Here is a 19,888-nt window from a genome sequence, read left to right on the forward strand (position 1 = left end):
TTAGTCCAACAGCGACAGCGTCGCCGGTTGTATGTGGTTGTCTTCGACCCGAACGTCCAGCTCGCCCACGCTCAGGCGCGCCTTCAGGCGCTGGCCTGGCTGGGTCTGCGCGGCGCTGCGTACGGCCTGGCCGCGCTCGTCGAGGAGGATGCTGTAACCGCGGCCGAGCGTGGCCAGGGGGCTGACGATCTGCAATTGCGCCGCCAGTGCGCCCAGTTGCTGGCGCTGGCTGCGCAGCTGGCCCTGCATGGCACGTGGCAGGCGCGCGGCCAGGCCATCGAGGCGCTGGCGCAGCATGGCCAGATTGCGCCCCGGATGCTGCGCGGCGAGGCGGGCGTCGAGGCGCGCCAGGCGTTCGTACTGGTTCGCCAGCCGCTGTGCGAAGGCGCGGCGCAGGCGCATGTCCAGGTCGTCAAGGCGCTGGGCCTGCTGGCGCAGGCGTTCGCCGGGGTGGCGCAGGCGCCGGCTGACGCCTTCCAGACGCAGGCGCTCGCGGGCCAGGCGGCCCTGCATGTGCAACACCAGGCGGCGCTGCAGGTTGTGCAGGCGCTGCACCAGCTCGCTGCTGTCCGGGGCCAGCAGTTCGGCGGCAGCCGACGGCGTCGGCGCACGCACGTCGGCGACGAAGTCGGCGATGGACACGTCCGTCTCGTGGCCCACGGCGCTGACGATGGGCGTGACGCAGGCCGCCACGGCGCGCGCCACGCTTTCCTCGTTGAAGCACCAGAGGTCTTCCAGCGAACCGCCGCCGCGGGCCAGGATCAATGCATCGAAACCCAGCGCATCGGCCCGTTGCAGGGCGCGCACGATCTGCGTGGTGGCTTCGCGACCCTGCACGGCGGTGGGTATCAGGTTCAGTTCCACCTGCGGCGCGCGGCGGCGGAACACGCTGATGATGTCGCGGATCACCGCGCCGGTGGGCGAGGTGACGATGCCGATGCGCCTGGGATGGGCGGGTAGGGCGATCTTGCGTTCGGTGGAGAACAGCCCTTCGGCGCCGAGTTTTTCCTTCAGCGCCTCGAACGCCAGGCGCAGGGCGCCGTCGCCGGCCGGCTCGACCGCGTCGAGAATCAGCTGGTAGTCGCCGCGCCCTTCGAACAGCGAGACCTTGCCGCGTACCTTCACCGCCAGCCCGTCGCGCAGCGCCTGGCGCACGCGTGCAGCGTTCTGCCGGAACAGCGCGCAGCGCACCTGGGCCTGGCTGTCTTTCAGGGTGAAGTAGACATGGCCGGATGCGGGGCGGGCGAGGTTGGAGATTTCCCCCTCGACCCAGATGCCGGAGAACACGTCCTCCAGCAGCAGGCGGGCGCGGTTGTTGAGCTGGCTTACGCTGAGTACCTCGCGGTCGAGGTTCAGGCGAGCAAAGGGATCGTTGATCATGGTGGCGCATGATAAGTCGAGAGGGGCGTCGACGCGACCTTCATCAAGCCTGCAGCAGGCGCTCCAGCAGCCAGGCCGCCACCGGGCCTAGTTCCAGCTGGCGCGACCACACGGCGTCCACCGTCACCCGTCGCGGCCAGCCACTGCAGCGCAGCTCCTGCAGGCCACCGAAGCCGTAGGCGTCGACCAGTTGCCGCGGCAGCTCGGCCCAGCCGAAGCCCAGGCGCGCCATCTCCAGCAGCATCAGGTAGTCCGGCGCGGCCCAGCAGCGTCCACCGCTGCCAGGCAGAACATCGGCGCTGGCGTCGTCGTTGGCGACGCTGCTCAGGCGCAGCAGGCGCCAGTGCGACAAGTCTTCCGGGCGCACCTGGGTCAGTTCGCTCAGCGGATGACCCTTGGCCGCGAACAGGCCGAATTCGCTGCTCATGTGCAGGCGGGCATGGGCGATATGCGGCGGGTAGGTCGGCTGTGCGGCGATCAGACCGAGTTGCGCGCGGCCCTGACTGACCAGGTCGAGCACGTCAGCCTGCTCCGCGATCAGGCTCTCGAACTGCAGATCGGGGAAGCGCTGATCCAGCTCCTGCAGGCGCGCCTCGTAGTGTTTCGGCTGGTAGGCATCGGACAGCGCCAGGGTCAGGCGCGGCTCCTGCCCCCTGGCCAGAGCCGCGGCATGCCGCGCCAGGCGGTCACTGGCACACAGCACTTCCTCGGCATGTGCCAGCAGGCTGGCGCCGGCCTCGGTCAGTTGCAGCTTGCGTGGACCGCGCTCGAACAGTGCCACGCCCAGGTCGATTTCCAGGCGCGCTACCGCCTCACTGACGGTCGATTGGCTTTTGCCCAGGCGTCTGGCGGCGGCGCTCAACGAGCCGCAGTTGGCGGCCTGGGCAAACGCCTGGAGGGATTCCGGTGAAATATTCATATCGGTTTTGCCGATGGCAGCTGCCTTTGGTCTGGCTGGAGTTCCGATGATCATAGCGCTGGTCGCCACCTATCACGAGGTTCTCTCCATGACTCAGCCCCTACCGCGCTCCCTGCGTGAGCGCATCGGCCACGCCCTGGCGTTCGAGACCATCGCCGTGCTCATCTGCGCGCCGGCCATGGCCTGGTTCATGGACAAGCCGCTGGTGCATCTCGGCGCGTTGACGCTGATATTCTCCACCGTGGCGATGCTGTGGAACATGCTGTTCAACTACCTGTTCGACCGTGCCCAGGGACGGCTGGGCTTCGAGCGCGGTCTGTGGGCGCGGGTCAGCCATGCGCTGCTGTTCGAGGCGGGCTTGATTCTGGTGCTGGTGCCGCTGGCCGCCTGGTGGCTGTCGATCGGCCTGCTCGAGGCGCTGCTGCTGGATATCGTGCTGATCCTGTTCTTTCTGCCCTACACCCTGGCGTTCAACTGGATCTATGACGTGCTGCGCGCGCGCTGGCTGGCGCGGCGCGAAGCGCAGGTGGGCGATGCGGTGTGCCGAGGGGCTTGATTTGCGAGCGGTAGCGCCTAAGCTGCCGCTCTTTCTTTGTCAGCCCTCCGAGCACCATGACCGCGCAATTGATCCTCGTCCCGCAGATTTCCACGCTTCCCGCTGATGAAGAGAAGGCGAGGGCCATGTTGCGCTGGCTGGTCAAGCGGGAGATCGTCGAGGCGCTGCCCACCACCTGCGGCCAGGGCGGCAACGGCATGGCCTACGCCATCGGCCCGGGCGCCCGACGTATCGCCCAGCACCCCGAGTTGCTGCCCTATGGTCAGCCGCACAATGGCCTGGAGATCATCACCCATCGCTGCATCTATGTGCCGACGCGGAATTTTCTCGAGGAGGCGGGCTGCCCCGAATGCCGCCGGGAGGTGGGCGTGCCGCTGTTCGACAGCCTGGAGGTGTGGTGGCCCGGGGAAACCGACAACTTCACCTGCCCCGAATGCGGGCATGAGGACGACATCAACGGCTTCCTGTTCCTGCAGCCCTGCGGCTTTTCCAATCTGGGCTTCATCTTCAATGGCTGGATGGATGCCGGCCTGCGTCCGGCGTTCGTCGAGGAGTTCGGCGAACGCCTGGGCTTTGCGGTGAGGCAGGTGCGGGTCGATGATCCGGCCTGAGCGACTTTTCAGTCCCTTGTGGGAGGGCCTTTAGCCGCGACTTCATATGCTTTCAGTCGCCGCTGAAGCGCCTCCCACAATGCCAAAGGTCAGAACTCGACGCTGGCCGACAGACGCACTTCACGTGGTTCGCCCACGGCCACCCGCAGATTGCCGCCGCTGGACGGATAGTAGTGCTCGTTGAACAGGTTACGTACATTCAGTTGCAGGCGCGTCTTCTCGCCTAGCAGTTGGCTGTCCCAACTGACGAAGGCATCGGCCACCGTATAGCTGTCCAGCCAGAATGTGTTGGCATTGTCGCCGGCACGTTCACCGACATAGCGGGCGCCACCACCCAGTTTCCACTGACCCAGCTCCTGGGGCAGCTGCAGGTGATGGACGAGGTAGAGACTGCCGATATTGCGCGCGGCGTTGACCAGTTCGTTGCCCTCGTTGGTCGGGTCGTCGAGGATTTCCGTATCGGTGTAGGCGTAGCTGCCGAGCAGTTCCCAGCGTTCGCTCAGGCGGCCGCTGATATCCAGCTCCACACCGCGCGAACCGACCTTGCCGGCTGCTTCCGATACGGAATTATTAGTGACCACGACGTTTTCCTTCTCGATATCGAACAGCGCGAGGTTGGCACCGATACCCTGAGGCAGGTCGAACTTCACGCCCAGCTCGTAGCTGCGACCTTCTTCGGGGTCGAATGCCTGGCCGGTATTGGCATCCGAGGCATTGGGCACGAAGGATCGGCTGTAGTTGCCGTAGAAGGCCACCTGATCGTTCAGCTGGAAGACCAGTCCACCGAACGGCAGGAAGGTGGCGTCGTGGCGATCGGTGGTCGGCGTGAACAGTGTCCCTCGACCTTGCCCGACCAATTGCTCGAAGCGCTGGTAACGACCGCCGAGAACCAGAATCCATTGCTCGTCAAGGTGCCAGTTGTCCTTCATATAAAAGGAACGTGAATGCAATTCGTCGCGGCGGTCGCTCTGCGACAGATTGAGCAGTGAAGGCGCCGCGAGATTGCCGTAGACCGGGTTGTAGATGTTGAAACCGCCGACCGCCGGGCCGCGCCAGGTGTCGCCGCGGAAGTTGTCGACGCGCTCGGTGTCGGCGCCGATCAGCAGATCATGACGCTGGCCGAACAGCTCGGCATTGCCGATCCAGTCCCAGGCCAGATATTGGGTCTGGTTGTCATGCTCGCTGCCGTCAGAGCGGCGACTCAGGGCGCCTGTGCTGGCATTCAGTGCATTGGGTCGAGCCTCTGCATAGTCGTAGCGCTCGTTGTTCCAGCCGTAGGTGAGGCGGGTAGACCAGTTCTCGGTGAGCTGGTACTCGGCAGTAGCGGTGAGCAGTTCATCGATGCCCTCGGCTTTGGCCCAGCTTTCGCCGAAACGCTCGTTATAGGAAACCTTGGCCGGCTTGCCGTTGATGATCACCGTGCCGCGATCCACCGGGGCACTGTATTCCTTGTACTCGTAGGCAAGGCTGAGACGCAGGCGCTCGCCTTCCCAGCTCAGAGAGGGGGCGATCAGGCTGTGTTCTTCCTCGCCGAAGTTGCGCCAGTAATCTTCGTGTTGGCGCTCGGCAATCAGGCGAAACGCCAGCCCACTGTCGGCAATGGGGCCGGTAACGTCTACCGCCAGGCTGCCGCCGCCGAAGCTGGAGCTGTTCGCGTCGATGCGTGTGCCCCACTGGTATTGGGGCTTCTTGCTGATCACATTGATCAGGCCGCCCGGCTCCAGTGCGCCATACAGCAGAGATGCCGGGCCCTTGAGCACTTCCACGCGTTCAGTGGTGGCGCTGAAGTTGCGCGACAAGCTGGAGCGGATGCCGTCACGCAGGATCGAGCCATCGGCGTTGCTACCAAAACCACGTTTGACGAAACCGTCCTGTGTGCCGGCCAGGGTGTTGCTCTGGGTCATGCCACTGACGAACTTCATCGCATCGTCCAGCGACTTGACCTGGAAGTCCTCGATGGTCTTGGGCGTTACCACCTGTACCGACTGCGCTTCATCCCTGAGCGCCACGGAGGATTTGCTCGCGGTGCTGGCGCGCTTGGCCTGGTAGCCGTCCTCTTCTACGTTGGGTTTGGCCAGCACTTCCTGGCTCGGCAGCTCCAGCTCCTTGGCCAGCAGTGAGCCGGCCGGCAGCAGGCAAAGGGCAAGCAGAGCGGCGCGTGGGCTGCTCAAGGGAAAACGGTTGGATTTCATCTGGTACTCAGGTGCAAGCGTTTTTGAGAATCATTATTTTATGTGTTTCAGGGAGTGGCTGCCTAGAGAACACTTTGCATTGAGTGCAGGGAGGTCGCTGGGTATAATGCCGCGCTTCTTATTTTCCCGCTCGGGAGCCCGCCCATGCTGCGCATCAGCCAAGAAGCACTCACTTTCGACGACGTCCTGCTCATCCCCGGTTACTCCGAGGTACTGCCCAAGGACGTCAGCCTGAAGACCCGCCTGACCCGCGGCATCGAACTGAACATCCCGCTGCTGTCCGCTGCCATGGACACCGTTACCGAGGCGCGTCTGGCCATCGCCATGGCGCAGGAAGGCGGCATCGGCATCATCCACAAGAACATGACCATCGAGCAGCAGGCTGCCGAAGTGCGCAAGGTCAAGAAGTTCGAGGCCGGCGTGGTCAAGGACCCGATCACCATCGAGGCCGATGCTACCGTGCGCGATCTGTTCGAGCTGACCCGTCAGCACAACATCTCCGGCGTGCCGGTGCTGTCCAACGGTGACCTGGTGGGCATCGTTACTTCCCGCGACGTACGTTTCGAGAATCGCCTGGACGCTAAAGTGCGTGAGGTGATGACGCCGAAAGAGCGCCTGGTCACCGTCAAGGAAGGTGCCGACAAGGAAACCGTGCGCGCGCTGCTGCACAAGCACCGCATCGAGAAGGTGCTGATCGTCGACGACGCCTTCAACCTCAAGGGCATGATGACCGTCAAGGACATCGAGAAGGCCAAGGCCTACCCGCTGGCCAGCAAGGACGATCAGGGTCGCCTGCGCGTCGGTGCTGCCGTGGGTACCGGTGCCGATACCGGTGACCGCGTTGCCGCGCTGGTCAATGCCGGCGTCGACGTGATCATCGTCGACACCGCCCACGGCCACTCCAAGGGCGTGATCGACCGCGTGCGCTGGGTCAAGCAGAACTTCCCCGAGGTGCAGGTGATCGGCGGCAATATCGCCACGGGCGACGCGGCCAAGGCGCTGGTCGAAGCCGGCGCCGATGGCGTCAAGGTCGGTATCGGCCCGGGCTCGATCTGCACCACCCGTATCGTTGCCGGCGTCGGCGTACCGCAGATCAGCGCCGTGGCCAATGTTGCCGCGGCCCTGGCAGGTACCGGTGTACCGCTGATCGCTGACGGTGGCATCCGTTTCTCCGGCGACCTGTCCAAGGCCATCGTCGCTGGCGCTTCCGCCGTGATGATCGGCTCCATGCTGGCCGGTACCGAAGAGGCGCCGGGCGAGGTCGAGTTGTTCCAGGGCCGTTCCTACAAGGCGTACCGCGGCATGGGCTCGCTGGGCGCCATGGCCCAGGCGCAGGGTTCCTCTGACCGTTACTTCCAGGACTCCTCGGCTGGCGCCGAGAAGCTGGTGCCGGAAGGCATCGAAGGTCGTGTGCCCTACAAGGGCGCGATGAGTGCCATCGTTCACCAGCTGATGGGCGGCCTGCGTGCTTCCATGGGCTACACCGGCTGCGCCACCATCGAAGAGATGCGCACCAAGCCGGAGTTCGTGCGCATCACCGGCGCCGGCATGGCCGAGTCGCACGTGCACGACGTGCAGATCACCAAGGAGGCGCCGAACTACCGCGTCGGCTAAAAAAATCGATTTGACGCTGCTGCGCTTGTGCATGCTGCGTTGGAGAAAAACTCAAGATGCTCATTTGCTTCAGCAAACTCCGCTCTCTCGTTTCTCTCCGCCTTGCCTGCCCGGTGCTCGCTGCGCGGCAAATCGATTTTTGCAATGTATGAATAACGGGGCTGTTCGATCAGCCCCGTGTCATTTGTGAATACCTACGAGAGACGGCCATGGCCCACGACATTCACGCCCACCGCATCCTCATTCTGGACTTCGGTTCCCAGTACACCCAGCTGATCGCCCGCCGCGTGCGCGAGATCGGCGTCTATTGCGAACTGCACCCCTGGGACATGAGCGACGAGGACATCCGCGCCTTCGCTCCGCGCGGCATCATCCTTGCCGGCGGCCCGGAGTCGGTGCACGAGGAGGGTAGCCCGCGCGCGCCGCAGGCCGTGTTCGACCTGAATGTGCCGATCCTCGGCATCTGCTACGGCATGCAGACCATGGCCGAGCAGTTGGGTGGCAAAGTTGAAGGCTCCGACCTGCGCGAGTTCGGCTACGCCCGTGTCGACGTGGTCGGCAAGAGCCAGCTGCTGGCCGGCATCGAAGACCATGTCGACGCCGATGGCGTACTTGGCCTGGACGTGTGGATGAGCCACGGCGACAAGGTCACCCGCCTGCCGGAAGGCTTCCACATCCTCGCCAGCACGCCGAGCTGCCCGATCGCCGCCATGAGCGACGACACCCGCCACTACTACGGCGTGCAGTTCCACCCCGAAGTGACCCACACCAAGCAGGGCGGCCGCATCCTGTCGCGCTTCGTGCTGGAGATCAGCGGCTGCGAGGCCCTGTGGACCCCGGCCAACATCGTCGAAGACGCCGTGGCCGCCGTGCGCGCCCAGGTCGGCGACGCCAACGTGCTGCTCGGCCTGTCCGGCGGTGTCGACTCTTCCGTGGTCGCGGCGCTGCTGCACAAGGCCATCGGCGATCAGCTCACCTGCGTGTTCGTCGACAACGGCCTGCTGCGCCTGCACGAGGGCGACCAGGTGATGGCCATGTTCGCCGAGAACATGGGCGTGAAGGTGATCCGTGCCAATGCCGAGGAGCAGTTCCTCTCCAACCTGGCCGGCGAGTCCGACCCGGAGAAGAAGCGCAAGATCATCGGCCGTACCTTCATCGACGTGTTCGATGCCGAGGCCAGCAAGCTGGACAATATCCAGTTCCTCGCCCAGGGCACCATCTATCCGGATGTGATCGAGTCGGCTGGCGCCAAGAGCGGCAAGGCCCACGTGATCAAGAGCCACCACAACGTCGGTGGCTTGCCCGAGGAGATGAACCTCAAGCTGGTCGAGCCGCTGCGTGAACTGTTCAAGGACGAAGTGCGCAAGATCGGCCTGGAGCTGGGCCTGCCCTACGACATGGTCTACCGCCACCCGTTCCCGGGCCCGGGCCTGGGCGTACGTATCCTCGGCGAAGTGAAGAAGGAGTACGCCGACCTGCTGCGCCGCGCCGACCACATCTTCATCGAAGAGCTGCGCAAGGCCGACTGGTACCACAAGACCAGCCAGGCGTTCGTGGTGTTCCAGCCGGTGAAATCGGTCGGCGTCGTCGGTGACGGCCGTCGCTACGCCTGGGTCGTCGCCCTGCGCGCCGTGGAAACCGTGGACTTCATGACCGCTCGCTGGGCGCACCTGCCCTACGAGCTGCTGGAAACCGTCAGCGGCCGCATCATCAACGAGATCGAAGGCATCTCCCGCGTCACCTACGACGTGTCGAGCAAGCCGCCAGCGACCATCGAGTGGGAATGATGCCCCTCCGAGCCTAGCTCGTGTGACGAAACCCCGGCCATGCTGCCGGGGTTTTGTTTTTCGGGGGGATGTGGCGCGTTTTCTGTCGTCCGCCGAGCGCTTTGGCTAGGGTTAGGCTTTTACCTGGCAAAAAGGAAGCGCCCATGTCCGTCAACTCGCCATCTTCCTCGTGCTCGCGCACTTTCCTGGCCGCTCTGCTGCTGGCTGTGGCTCCCTGCAGCTTGGCTCAGGATGTGATTGAGCTTTTCGGCGAGCGCCCTTACACCGGTCGAGTCGACTTCAAGGTGGCACCTCCCTCCGGCAAACCGGACAGCCATTACGGGAAGGGAAGCGTATTGCTGGAGCGCAGTGCGCCGGGTAGGGCGAGCCTGCAACTGCGGGGCGAGGTTCCGGATAGCACCACGCAGACCGAGCTCACTATTCCGGGGCTCTATGATGATGCAGGTTGGCGCAGCGAGCCGGGTGACGTGCAGGTGAGCATCAGTGCCGACGGGCGCGTCAGCGGTGGTGGTATCAGCGACGGACGCACCTTCCTCTTTTCGGGCACTTTCAGCCCGACTGACGTACGGCTGGAGGTGCGTGTCACGTCGGCGCGCGAGGAAGGCGGTGTGCCTGCCGGCACTACCCTGACTTTCGATTATCGGGTCAGCCGTGAATCCCTTGCGGCGCAGGGCGTTCAGGAGGCAGAGGGCGGTTGTCGTCTGGTCATGCGGCCCATTGCCAATTTCGGTGGCGGCATGACCATGGCTCAGGTGCCTGAGTGCGATTGAACGGAGAACTCTGCCGGGGTGGATGGCGGGCCACGAATACCTTGGTAGCTCCGTGGACAGTCAGCTCTGCAGCAATGACAGCGTCACCAGGAGGGCGAACATGCTCAGGCTTAGAAAACCGATCAGCAGCATGCGTCTGTCTTCTCGAATCTGGCTGGTGAGTATCGCTTTGCGCTGCTGCCAGTCGCAGGCGATGGTGATCCAGCGATTTTCCAGCATCTGGCACCAATCCTCATCGCTCAGCCAGCAGGCGACATGATGTGCGGGCAGATCCAGTGCGGGGAACAACTCCTCGCACGTCAGCGGGCCGAGGGATATCTGAAAGCGCTGACCATGTCGCTCGCAGTCCAGCTCGAGGCGGACTTGCGGGCGGCTGTCCTGGAAGTGAATGTCTTCCAGGTCGGGTGTGAAAACTTCATAGGATGTGATTTGCGCCGTGCCTGGACGCAGCAAGGCTCTGCGGATTTTTTCCCAGAGCAGCTGCGCCAGCTTGTAAAAGGCCCAGGCGGCAAAGGCGAATAGCAGCAGGCTGATCAGCCACAGCAGGCCGCCGAGCAGGATGAAGAGCACGATCATGATCAATACCCTGTAAGCAGCGTCGGTGCAGCTTCCCAGATGAGGTAGCCCATGATCATCAACGCCATTGCGGCGATGGGGGATGCGGCGTTTGGGGATTCGGGAGTGGCATCGGCAGGGTTCGCTTTGGGCACATAAAGCAGAAAGGTGCCGGCCTGTTCGTTGAGCTCGACATGCTCTTGGTCGAGCACGAGATGCTGCACTTCGTAGGTCCGTTGTTCGTACTCGTAACGCAGGCGATAGACGTACCTGAGGCTCACCATCGTGGTTTTGCCAGCGCTGATACGTGCTTCTACGAGTTTTTGATCGATGATCGACGCTTTCACGATATCGTGCGGCCGGCCAAGCCTGTAGCAGTCGGACCAGATCGCCTCGCCGAACGCGGCCATGAGGCCGATCCACATCAGCAGGATCAGTGGCGTGAACGCCACGATCATGATGCCCAAGGGGGCGTCGAAAAAGAAACTGTCCATGTCCTGGTGAGCGCTTCCCGTGAAATCCCTGGCGATTTTACTCCGGTAAGTGCCGTCTTTTATCAGCACTATTTCGCAGCATCGCCGCGGCAATTTGTCTTGTCATGGCGCTCGTCTGGCCATCCATGAAAATGAGAAGATACCGCAATTGAGTATGCTCACGAGTTGAGGATGAAGATGTCGTTTACCCGCAGACAGGTGCTGGCCGGTTTGGTTGGTCTGGGTGTGGCCGGGCTGGGCGCTGGCGGTGTGCGTTACTGGCTGGGGCGCCCGGAAAATATCGCCACCCACGATTACGAGCTGATCGCCGCGCCGCTGGATCTGCAGCTGGTACCGGGGCATGTGACGCCGGCCTGGGGCTATGGTGGCCAGGCACCGGGATTGGAGCTGCGTTGCCGTCAGGGTGAGCGGCTGCGGGTGCGCTTCATCAACAAGCTGGATGTACAGAGCACCATTCACTGGCATGGCATTCGCCTGCCGCTGGAGATGGATGGCGTGCCCTACGTCTCCCAGGCGCCGGTGCTGCCGGGCGAGTACTTCGACTACGACTTCATCTGCCACGATGCCGGCAGCTTCTGGTACCACCCGCATACCGCCAGCGCCGAGCAGCTGGGGCGCGGTCTGGTCGGGCCGCTGATCGTCGAGGAGCGCGAGCCGACCGGTTTCCGCCATGAGCGCACGCTGAGCCTGAAGACCTGGCATATCGACGAGCAGGGCGCCTTCAGCGAATTTCTGGTGCCGCGCCAGGCGGCGCGCGAAGGTACGCGTGGGCGACTGACCACCATCAATGGCCAGCCCAATCCGACCCTCGAACTGCCAGCGGGGCAGGTGGTGCGCCTGCGCCTGATCAATGTCGACAACACCGTCACCTACCGTCTTAACCTGCCGGGCGGCGAGGCGCGCATCTATGCCCTGGATGGCAATCCGGTGCAGCCGCGCCCGCTGGGCAAGGAGTACTGGCTGGGGCCTGGCATGCGCATCGACCTGGCGCTGAAGGTGCCATCGCCCGGCGAGGAATTGTCGCTACGCAACGGGCCGCTGCGCCTGGCCACCTTGAAGGGTGTCGCCAGTAGCGAAGTCGCAGGCGACTGGCCGCCACCCCTGCCGGCCAACCCCGTCGCCGAGCCGGATCTGGCCCGCGCCGAAACCCTGCGCTTCAACTTCGAGTGGGCTGCCGCACTGGCTTCGCCGGCCGACGAGGCCGCCGGTCGCTACAAGTATTGGCAGATCAACGGCCAGGCCTGGGACATCAATGACAAGACCTGTGCCGATCGCCCGATCGCCACGCTGAAGAAGGATGGCCACTACATCTTCGTGCTGCGCAACATGGCGCAGTATCAGCACCCGATCCATCTGCACGGGATGACTTTCAAGGTGCTGGGTTCGGATCGGCGCAAGATCATTCCGTACTTCACCGATACCTATCTGCTGGGCAAGAACGAGACGGCGCGTATTGCCTTCGTTGCCGATAATCCCGGTGTGTGGATGTTCCACTGCCACGTGATCGACCATATGGAAACGGGGCTGATGGCGGCCATCGAAGTGGTCTGAAGCTGCAGGTTTCAGGCTGCAAGCCACAGGCAGGCGCGAAAAGCTTGACGGGCTCCGATGGAAAGGCACACTGGCGCGCCTGAAGCCTGAAGCCTGAAGCCTGAAGCCTGAAGCCTGAAGCCTGAAGCCTGAAGCCTGAAGCCTGAAGCCTGAAGCCTGAAGCCTGAAGCCTGAAGCCTGAAGCCTGAAGCCTGAAGCCTGAAGCCTGAATCATGAAAAGACCGCAGATCATCGACCGCTCGCGTGACGAGCACTTCATGCGCCTGGCGCTGGCGCAGGCGCGCCTGGGCGCTGAGCAGGGTGAGGTGCCGGTCGGTGCCGTGCTGGTGCAGGACGGTGAAGTGGTGGGCGAGGGCTTCAATTGTCCGATTCTGCGTCACGACCCAAGCGCTCATGCCGAAATGGTGGCGATCCGCGCGGCGGCGCAAGGCGTACAGAACTATCGGCTGCCCGGCAGCACGCTGTACGTCACCCTGGAACCCTGCAGCATGTGCGCCGGCCTGATCGTGCATGCCCGTATCGCTCGGGTGGTATTCGCCGCCAGTGAGCCGCGCGCAGGCGTGGCGATCAGCCAGGGGCAGTTCTTCGACCAGGGCTTTCTCAATCACCGCGTGCTGGTGGAGGGCGGGTTGCTGGCCGAGGAGAGCGGGGCGCTGCTAAAAGATTTCTTCAAGGCTCGGCGTGGCTGAGCGTCCTGACAAGGAGCGATCATGAACAAGGGGATGCTGGGCCTGCTCATGCTGTTGGGCTCGCCGCTTGTTGCAGCGCAGCCTGAGGTGTACCTGGTTGCCAGCGTGCAGTTGGGCGGCTCGAATCTGGCGCAGAGCATCTTTCTCCACGAGCCTCAGATCACCACGCTGGAGGAGTGCCAGGAGGCCGTACGTGTCGGTCAGCGTGATCGCGACTGGCAGCGCTATCATCACATCTTCATGCGTGATCGCTTTCAGGGCTTTACCGGCCATCTGGACTACCGCTGCGTATTCACCACTCAGCGTTTCAGCAGCTGGAACGACCGCGCGCGTTACAACCATCCCTATCTGATCAGTATCGATGCGCAGTCCAATCTGCAGGTGGAGCGGGTAGCGAGTCAGGCGCAGTGCGCCACGCGCTTGAAAGGGCTGCCGCCGGCGCGCCAGGCCATCAGCCGCTGCGCGGTGGGGAATCAGAATTTGCTCTGACTGCTCAGAGCGGCGGGGTTTCTTCTTCGGGTTTGCGCTTGTCGATGCCGGGCAGATGAATACCGCTCTCGGCCACTTGCGTGCCTTCCAGCTGCGGTTGGGTCACCCAGGTGAGAATGTCGTAGTAGCGGCGGATGTTGCGCACGAAGTGCACCGGCTCGCCGCCGCGGGCATAGCCGTAACGGGTCTTGCTGTACCACTGCTTCTGCGCCAGGCGCGGCAGGATCTTCTGTACGTCGGCCCATTTGTTCGGGTCCAGGCCTTCTGCTTCGGTCAGCTTGCGCGCATCTTCCAGATGACCGCCGCCGACGTTGTAGGCGGCCAGGGCGAACCAGGTGCGATCCGGCTCGGCGATGCCCTCCGGCAGTTGCTGGTGAATCTGGATGAAATAACGTGCGCCGCCCTCGATGCTCTGCTTGGGGTCCAGGCGGTTGGACACACCGACCGACTGGGCGGTGCGCTGGGTCAGCATCATCAGGCCGCGCACGCCGGTCTTGGAGGTGGCATTGGGTTGCCACAGCGATTCCTGATAGCCCATGGCGGCCAGCAGGCGCCAGTCCACCTGATGGGTGTGGCCGGCCTGACGGAACATCTTTTCGTAACGCGGCAGACGCTGCTGCAGATGCTGGGCGAAGGTGTAGGCACCGACGTAGCCGAGCACGTCGACATGGCCGTAGTAGCGTTCCTTGAGACGCTGCAGGGTGCCGTTGGCCTCGGAGCGTTCGAGGAAGGCGTCGATCTCCAGCAGCAGGCTGTCATCCTCGCCGGCAGCCACCGCCCAGCGCATGGTGTTGGTGTCACCCAGGTCGAAGGCGACCCGCACGTTGGGGAAGTACACCTGGTTCATCGCCAGTTCGTTGGAGTCCACCAGGGTCAGGTCGATCTGCCCTTCATCGACCATGCGCAGCAGGTCGACCACTTCGACGGCGTCGGAGACTTCGAACTCCAGCTCCGGCAGCTCCAGTTTCAGGGCTTCCAGCTGTTCGGCGTGGCTGCTGCCGGCGAGCACCAGGATGCGCTTGCCGACCAGGTCTTCAGGCTTGGTCGGGCGCGTCTCGCCCTGGCGATAGATGATCTGTGGCGTGACTTCCAGATAGGGGATCGAGAAGCGCGCCTGGCGCTGGCGTCGTGGTGTGTCGACCAGACCGGCGGCAGCCATGACCGGCCCATCGGCGCGGCCCAGGCTGGCAAACAGGCTGTCGAGGTTGTCTGCGGTTTCGATCTTCAGCTCCAGGCCGAGGTCGGTGGCGAAGCGCTTGGCCAGTTCGTACTCGAAACCGGTGGCGCCGTTGCGGTCTTGGAAGTAGGTGGCGGGGCTGTTGCGAGTGACCACGCGCAGCTCACCCTCCGCCTTTACCTGCTCGAGTACGCTGGGCTTGGGTTCTTCGCCACAGCCAGCGAGCATCAGGAGGGTTCCAATCGCCAACAGCCCTGTGGCGCAACGCATGCGTATCGCAGGTCGTGCAAACATCGGCGCAGTATACGCAAAGCGCAGGCAGCGCCATATCTCGACAGCGCTTCGCTTCTCTGCTAGTGCGTTCGTCCTTTAAGCGCCTGGCTACAGCTGCCGCAGGCCGCCACTTTAGGGTAGAATGCCCGGCCTCCAGCACACCCCTTCCCAGAGGCTGTTCCGACGATGTTGATCCTGCGCGGCGCTCCCGCCCTTTCCGCTTTCCGCCATGGCAAATTGCTTGAGCAACTGACCAGCAAGGTGCCGGCCGTGACCGGGCTGTACGCCGAGTTCGCGCACTTCGCCGACGTCACCGGCGTGCTCAACGCCGATGAGGAACAAGTGCTGGCGCGGCTGCTCAAGTACGGCCCGAGCGTGCCGGTGCAGGAACCCAGCGGCAAACTGTTCCTGACCATCCCGCGTTTCGGCACCATTTCGCCCTGGTCGAGCAAGGCCAGCGACATCGCCCGCAACTGCGGCCTGGCCAAGGTTCAGCGCCTGGAGCGCGGTATTGCCTATTACGTCAGCGGCGAGCTGAACGAGGCCGACAGCGCCGCGGTCGCCGCCCTGCTGCATGACCGCATGACCCAGCTGGTGCTGGGCGCCCTCGAGGATGCCGCGGCGCTGTTCAGCCATGCCCAGCCCAAGCCGCTGACCGCCGTGGACGTACTCGGCGGCGGCCGCGCCGCGCTGGAGCAGGCCAACCAGGACCTGGGCCTGGCCCTGGCCGAGGACGAAATCGACTACCTGGTGAAGAGCTTCAATGACCTGGGGCGCAACCCGCACGATATCGAACTGATGATGTTCGCCCAGGCCAACTCCGAGCACTGCCGCCACAAGATCTTCAATGCCAGCTGGGACATCGATGGCGAAAGCCAGGACAAGTCGCTGTTCGGCATGATCAAGAACACCTACCAGATGCACAGCGAAGGCGTGCTGTCCGCCTACAAGGACAACGCCTCGGTCATCGAAGGCTTCACCGCCGGGCGCTTCTTCCCCAACCCGGAAACCCGCCAGTACGGCGCGGTGCAGGAGCCGGTGCACATTCTGATGAAGGTGGAGACGCACAACCACCCGACCGCCATCGCACCGTTCCCGGGCGCCTCCACCGGCTCCGGCGGCGAGATTCGCGACGAAGGCGCCACCGGTCGTGGTGCCAAGCCCAAGGCCGGTCTGACCGGGTTCTCGGTTTCCAACCTGCGCATCCCCGACTTCCTCCAGCCCTGGGAAAAGCCCTACGGCAAGCCGGAGCGCATCGTCAGCGCCCTGGACATCATGATCGAAGGCCCGCTGGGCGGCGCCGCGTTCAACAACGAATTCGGTCGCCCCGCGCTCAACGGCTACTTCCGTACCTTCGAGCAGGCTGTCAGCAGCCCGCGTGGCGAAGAAGTGCGCGGCTACCACAAGCCGATCATGCTCGCCGGCGGCCTCGGTAACATCCGCGAGAACCACGTGCAGAAGGGCGAGATTTCGGTCGGCGCCAAGCTGATCGTGCTCGGCGGCCCGGCCATGCTTATCGGCCTGGGCGGCGGCGCCGCTTCGTCGATGGCCACCGGCGCCAGCTCGGCCGATCTGGATTTCGCCTCGGTGCAGCGCGAGAACCCGGAAATGGAGCGTCGCTGCCAGGAGGTCATCGACCGCTGCTGGCAGCTGGGCGAAGCCAACCCGATCAAGTTCATCCATGACGTCGGCGCCGGCGGTATCTCCAACGCCCTGCCGGAGCTGATCAACGACGGCGGTCGTGGCGGTCGCTTTGAGCTGCGCAAGGTGCCCAACGACGAGCCGGGCATGGCCCCGCACGAGATCTGGTGCAACGAGTCGCAGGAGCGCTACGTGCTGTCGGTCGATGCGGCCGACTTCGAGCGCTTCCAGGCCATCTGCGAACGCGAGCGTTGCCCCTTCGCCGTGGTCGGCGAGGCCACTGCCGAGCCGCACCTGACCGTCACCGACAGCCACTTCGGCAACACCCCGGTGGACATGCCGCTCAACGTGCTGCTGGGCAAGCCGCCGCGCATGCACCGCAGCGTGGCTCGCGAGGCGGAGCAGGGCGATGACTTCAACGCCGCCAGCGTCGACATCGAAGAAGCGCTGGGCCGTGTGCTGCGTCACCCGGCCGTGGCCAGCAAGAGCTTTTTGATCACCATCGGCGATCGCACCATCACCGGCCTGGTGGCCCGCGACCAGATGGTCGGCCCCTGGCAGGTGCCGGTGGCCGACTGCGCCGTCACCGCCACCAGCTTCGACGTCTATACCGGCGAAGCCATGGCCATGGGCGAGCGCACGCCGCTGGCACTGCTCGATGCGCCTGCGTCGGGCCGTATGGCCGTCGGTGAGACCATCACCAACCTGGCCGCGGCGCGTATCGGCAAGCTGTCCGACATCAAGCTGTCGGCCAACTGGATGGCCGCTGCCGGCCACCCGGGCGAAGACGCCCGCCTGTACGACACCGTCAAGGCCGTCGGCATGGAGCTGTGCCCGCAGCTTGGCATCACCATCCCGGTGGGCAAGGACTCCATGTCCATGAAGACCCGCTGGCAGGAAGAGGGTGTCGACAAGAGCGTCACCGCGCCGCTGTCGCTGGTGATCTCCGGCTTCGCCCCGGTGCAGGACATCCGCAAGACCCTGACCCCGCAACTGCGCATGGACAAGGGCGAGACCGATCTGATCCTGATCGACCTCGGCCGCGGCCAGAACCGCATGGGCGCCTCGATCCTGGCGCAGGTCTACGCGCAGATCGGCCAGCAGGTGCCGGACCTCGACGACGCCGAAGACCTCAAGGCCTTCTTCGCCGTGATCCAGGGCCTCAATGCCGATGGCCACCTGCTGGCCTACCACGACCGTTCCGATGGCGGCCTGCTGACCACCGTGCTGGAAATGGCCTTCGCCGGCCACTGCGGCCTGGCGCTGAACCTCGACGCGCTGGCCGATGACGCCTCCGAGCTGCCGGCCGTGCTGTTCAACGAGGAGCTGGGCGCGGTGATCCAGGTGCGCCAGGACGCCACCCCGGAAGTGCTGGCGCAGTTCAGCGCCGCCGGTCTCGACGACTGCGTGGCGGTGATCGGCCAGGCCGTGAACAACGGCGAGGTCAGCATCAGTTTCAACGGCGAGCCGGTGTTCGCCGGCGAGCGCCGCCTGCTGCAGCGCCAGTGGGCCGAAACCAGCTACCGCATCCAGCGTCTGCGCGACAACGCCCAGGGCGCCGACCAGGAATTCGACCTGCTGCTGGAGGAGGACAACCCCGGTCTGTCGGTCAAGCTCGGCTTCGACGTCAACCAGGACATCGCCGCCCCCTACATCAAGAAGGGCGTGCGTCCGCAGGTGGCGATCCTCCGCGAGCAGGGCGTCAACGGTCAGGTGGAAATGGCTGCCGCGTTCGACCGCGCCGGTTTCGCTGCCATCGACGTGCATATGAGCGATATCCTCGCCGGCCGCGTCAGCCTGGAACAGTTCAAGGGCCTGGTGGCTTGCGGCGGCTTCTCCTACGGCGACGTGCTCGGCGCCGGTGAGGGCTGGGCCAAGTCGATCCTGTTCAACGCCCGTGCCCGCGACGCCTTCGCCGGCTTCTTCGAGCGCAAGGACAGCTTCGCCCTCGGCGTGTGCAACGGCTGCCAGATGATGAGCAACCTGCACGAGCTGATTCCGGGCACCGAGTTCTGGCCGCACTTCGTGCGCAACCGCTCCGAGCAGTTCGAGGCGCGCGTGGCCATGGTGCAGATCCAGGAATCGGCATCGATCTTCCTGCAGGGCATGGCCGGTTCGCGCCTGCCGATCGCCATCGCCCACGGCGAAGGCCATGCCGAGTTCGAAAGCGAGGAGGCGCTGCTGGAGGCCGATCTGTCCGGCACCGTGGCCCTGCGTTACGTCGACAACCATGGCAAGGTCACCGAAGCCTACCCGGCCAACCCCAACGGTTCACCGCGCGGCATCACCGGCCTGACCAGCCGCGACGGCCGCGTGACCATCATGATGCCGCACCCGGAGCGCGTGTTCCGCGCCGTGCAGAACTCCTGGCGCCCGGATGAGTGGCAGGAAGACGGCGGCTGGATGCGCATGTTCCGCAACGCCCGCGTCTGGGTGGATTAAAAGCGGCCGCGTAGCGGCCTTCTGATGACCCTCTCCCATTTATGGGAGAGGGTGCCCGAAGGGCGGGAGAGGGAAAGCGGCCGCGTAGCTGCCTTCTGCTGTCCCTCTCCCATTTATGGGGCGAAGAGGCGCGCTTTGGAAGCACTGCTTCCTGCGTCGATGAGCGCCTGTTCGCGAAGCGATCAGGCCGGGGCGCGGAGCGGGGTGCCCGAAGGGCGGGAGAGGGCAAATACGGCCGCGCTCCGATCCAGGTTGAGCTTGTGAGTATTAGCGTCGGGCTGGAGATGGCGTTATAGCCAACACCAAACCCTCTCCCCAGCCCTCTCCACCAGGCGTGCCCCCAATAAATGGGAGAGGGGGCCGATCGTGGGATAGTCCGTAGCCCGGATGCAATCCGGGGCAGTTTCCCTCACACCACTAACCCGGATTTCATCCGGGCTACATAGGCCCGGCCATGGCCGACGATCCTCTACATATCCTCCCCGAAGTCCGCCTGGTCAAACCCGGTGAGACTCATCGCCTGTGTTGTTGCGGGCATTCGCCCGAGATGCCGAACTGCACACCCGACTGCCAGCAACCTCTGGAGCTGCGCCCCGAGCGCGAGCAGCGTCTGCTGCTGTGTCGCTGCAGCCGTTCCGCGAAGCTGCCCTACTGCGACGGTAGCCACAGCCCGCCGGCCCCCGGCCTGGCCGACAAGTGGCGACGCTTTTTCTTCGGCCGCTGAGAACGTCACGTCTATCGCCCGAGT

The 19,888-nt window shown here is 64.4% G+C and carries 16 protein-coding genes; 10 read left to right on the forward strand and 6 right to left on the reverse strand.

All coding sequences use genetic code 11. The annotated features are described in order from the left end of the window. A complete protein-coding gene (gene xseA, locus BLS61_RS14565; protein WP_090432004.1) occupies positions 1-1,380 on the reverse strand; it encodes an exodeoxyribonuclease VII large subunit in 1,380 nt (459 codons plus the stop codon). A 43-nt stretch (positions 1,381-1,423) separates the two neighbouring features. Beyond that, positions 1,424-2,353, reverse strand: a complete 930-nt coding sequence (locus tag BLS61_RS14570; protein ID WP_090432006.1) for a LysR family transcriptional regulator — start codon at positions 2,351-2,353, stop codon at positions 1,424-1,426. A 34-nt stretch (positions 2,354-2,387) separates the two neighbouring features. Here BLS61_RS14570 and BLS61_RS14575 point away from each other — a divergent pair, with 34 nt between their 5' ends. Together BLS61_RS14575 and BLS61_RS14580 are read left to right on the forward strand one after the other, a co-directional pair. Next, on the forward strand, positions 2,388-2,855 hold the full coding sequence (locus BLS61_RS14575) for a multidrug/biocide efflux PACE transporter (RefSeq protein ID WP_090432188.1): 468 nt from the start codon (positions 2,388-2,390) through the stop codon (positions 2,853-2,855). A gap of 56 nt (positions 2,856-2,911) precedes the next feature. Next, on the forward strand, positions 2,912-3,466 hold the full coding sequence (locus tag BLS61_RS14580) for a sugar ABC transporter ATPase (RefSeq protein WP_090432008.1): 555 nt from the start codon (positions 2,912-2,914) through the stop codon (positions 3,464-3,466). A gap of 89 nt (positions 3,467-3,555) precedes the next feature. Here the strand turns inward: BLS61_RS14580 and BLS61_RS14585 are convergent, their stop codons facing one another. Then, entirely contained in the window at positions 3,556-5,658 is a 2,103-nt protein-coding gene (locus tag BLS61_RS14585) for a TonB-dependent siderophore receptor (protein WP_090432010.1), read from the reverse strand. A gap of 144 nt (positions 5,659-5,802) precedes the next feature. Here BLS61_RS14585 and guaB point away from each other — a divergent pair, with 144 nt between their 5' ends. From guaB to BLS61_RS14600, 3 genes are all read left to right on the forward strand, one after another. Then, positions 5,803-7,272, forward strand: a complete 1,470-nt coding sequence (guaB, locus tag BLS61_RS14590; protein WP_090432012.1) for an IMP dehydrogenase — start codon at positions 5,803-5,805, stop codon at positions 7,270-7,272. A gap of 209 nt (positions 7,273-7,481) precedes the next feature. After that, positions 7,482-9,059 (forward strand): glutamine-hydrolyzing GMP synthase, encoded by a 1,578-nt coding sequence (guaA, locus tag BLS61_RS14595; protein WP_090432014.1) that lies wholly within the window; start codon positions 7,482-7,484, stop codon positions 9,057-9,059. Positions 9,060-9,202: 143 nt separating this feature from the next. Then, positions 9,203-9,829: a hypothetical protein gene (locus BLS61_RS14600; protein WP_090432017.1), complete on the forward strand. Its 627-nt coding sequence runs from the start codon at positions 9,203-9,205 to the stop codon at positions 9,827-9,829. Positions 9,830-9,889: 60 nt separating this feature from the next. On the opposite strand, the gene BLS61_RS14605 is transcribed toward BLS61_RS14600, so the two are convergent. After that, positions 9,890-10,405: a hypothetical protein gene (locus BLS61_RS14605; RefSeq protein WP_090432019.1), complete on the reverse strand. Its 516-nt coding sequence runs from the start codon at positions 10,403-10,405 to the stop codon at positions 9,890-9,892. A 2-nt stretch (positions 10,406-10,407) separates the two neighbouring features. Next, on the reverse strand, positions 10,408-10,878 hold the full coding sequence (locus BLS61_RS14610) for a hypothetical protein (RefSeq protein ID WP_090432190.1): 471 nt from the start codon (positions 10,876-10,878) through the stop codon (positions 10,408-10,410). A gap of 177 nt (positions 10,879-11,055) precedes the next feature. On the opposite strand from BLS61_RS14610, the gene BLS61_RS14615 reads away from it, so the two are divergent. The 3 genes from BLS61_RS14615 (at position 11,056) to BLS61_RS14625 (ending at position 13,607) form a co-directional block, all read left to right on the forward strand. Next, the gene (locus BLS61_RS14615) at positions 11,056-12,429 is read left to right on the forward strand and encodes a multicopper oxidase family protein (protein WP_090432191.1); all 1,374 of its coding nucleotides are present in this window, start codon (positions 11,056-11,058) and stop codon (positions 12,427-12,429) included. 212 nt (positions 12,430-12,641) lie between these two features. Then, positions 12,642-13,118 carry a tRNA adenosine(34) deaminase TadA gene (gene tadA / locus BLS61_RS14620; protein ID WP_090432021.1) on the forward strand — a complete coding sequence of 159 codons (477 nt, stop codon included), beginning with the start codon at positions 12,642-12,644 and terminating at the stop codon, positions 13,116-13,118. 33 nt (positions 13,119-13,151) lie between these two features. Further along, on the forward strand, positions 13,152-13,607 hold the full coding sequence (locus tag BLS61_RS14625) for a hypothetical protein (protein ID WP_090432193.1): 456 nt from the start codon (positions 13,152-13,154) through the stop codon (positions 13,605-13,607). 4 nt (positions 13,608-13,611) lie between these two features. On the opposite strand, the gene mltF is transcribed toward BLS61_RS14625, so the two are convergent. After that, positions 13,612-15,078, reverse strand: a complete 1,467-nt coding sequence (gene mltF, locus BLS61_RS14630) for a membrane-bound lytic murein transglycosylase MltF (RefSeq protein WP_090432024.1) — start codon at positions 15,076-15,078, stop codon at positions 13,612-13,614. A gap of 165 nt (positions 15,079-15,243) precedes the next feature. Between mltF and purL the strand changes: the two genes are divergently transcribed. Both purL and BLS61_RS14640 read left to right on the forward strand, forming a co-directional pair. Next, complete coding sequence (gene purL, locus BLS61_RS14635; RefSeq protein WP_090432026.1) at positions 15,244-19,140, forward strand: phosphoribosylformylglycinamidine synthase; 3,897 nt, start codon at positions 15,244-15,246, stop codon at positions 19,138-19,140. Between the two features lie 454 nt (positions 19,141-19,594). Further along, the gene (locus BLS61_RS14640) at positions 19,595-19,864 is read left to right on the forward strand and encodes a CDGSH iron-sulfur domain-containing protein (RefSeq protein WP_167358736.1); all 270 of its coding nucleotides are present in this window, start codon (positions 19,595-19,597) and stop codon (positions 19,862-19,864) included. Positions 19,865-19,888 lie beyond the last annotated feature (24 nt).

Origin of the sequence: Ectopseudomonas guguanensis (assembly GCF_900104265.1) — a bacterium.
In the GTDB taxonomy this organism is placed as follows: Bacteria; Pseudomonadota; Gammaproteobacteria; order Pseudomonadales; family Pseudomonadaceae; genus Aquipseudomonas; species Aquipseudomonas guguanensis.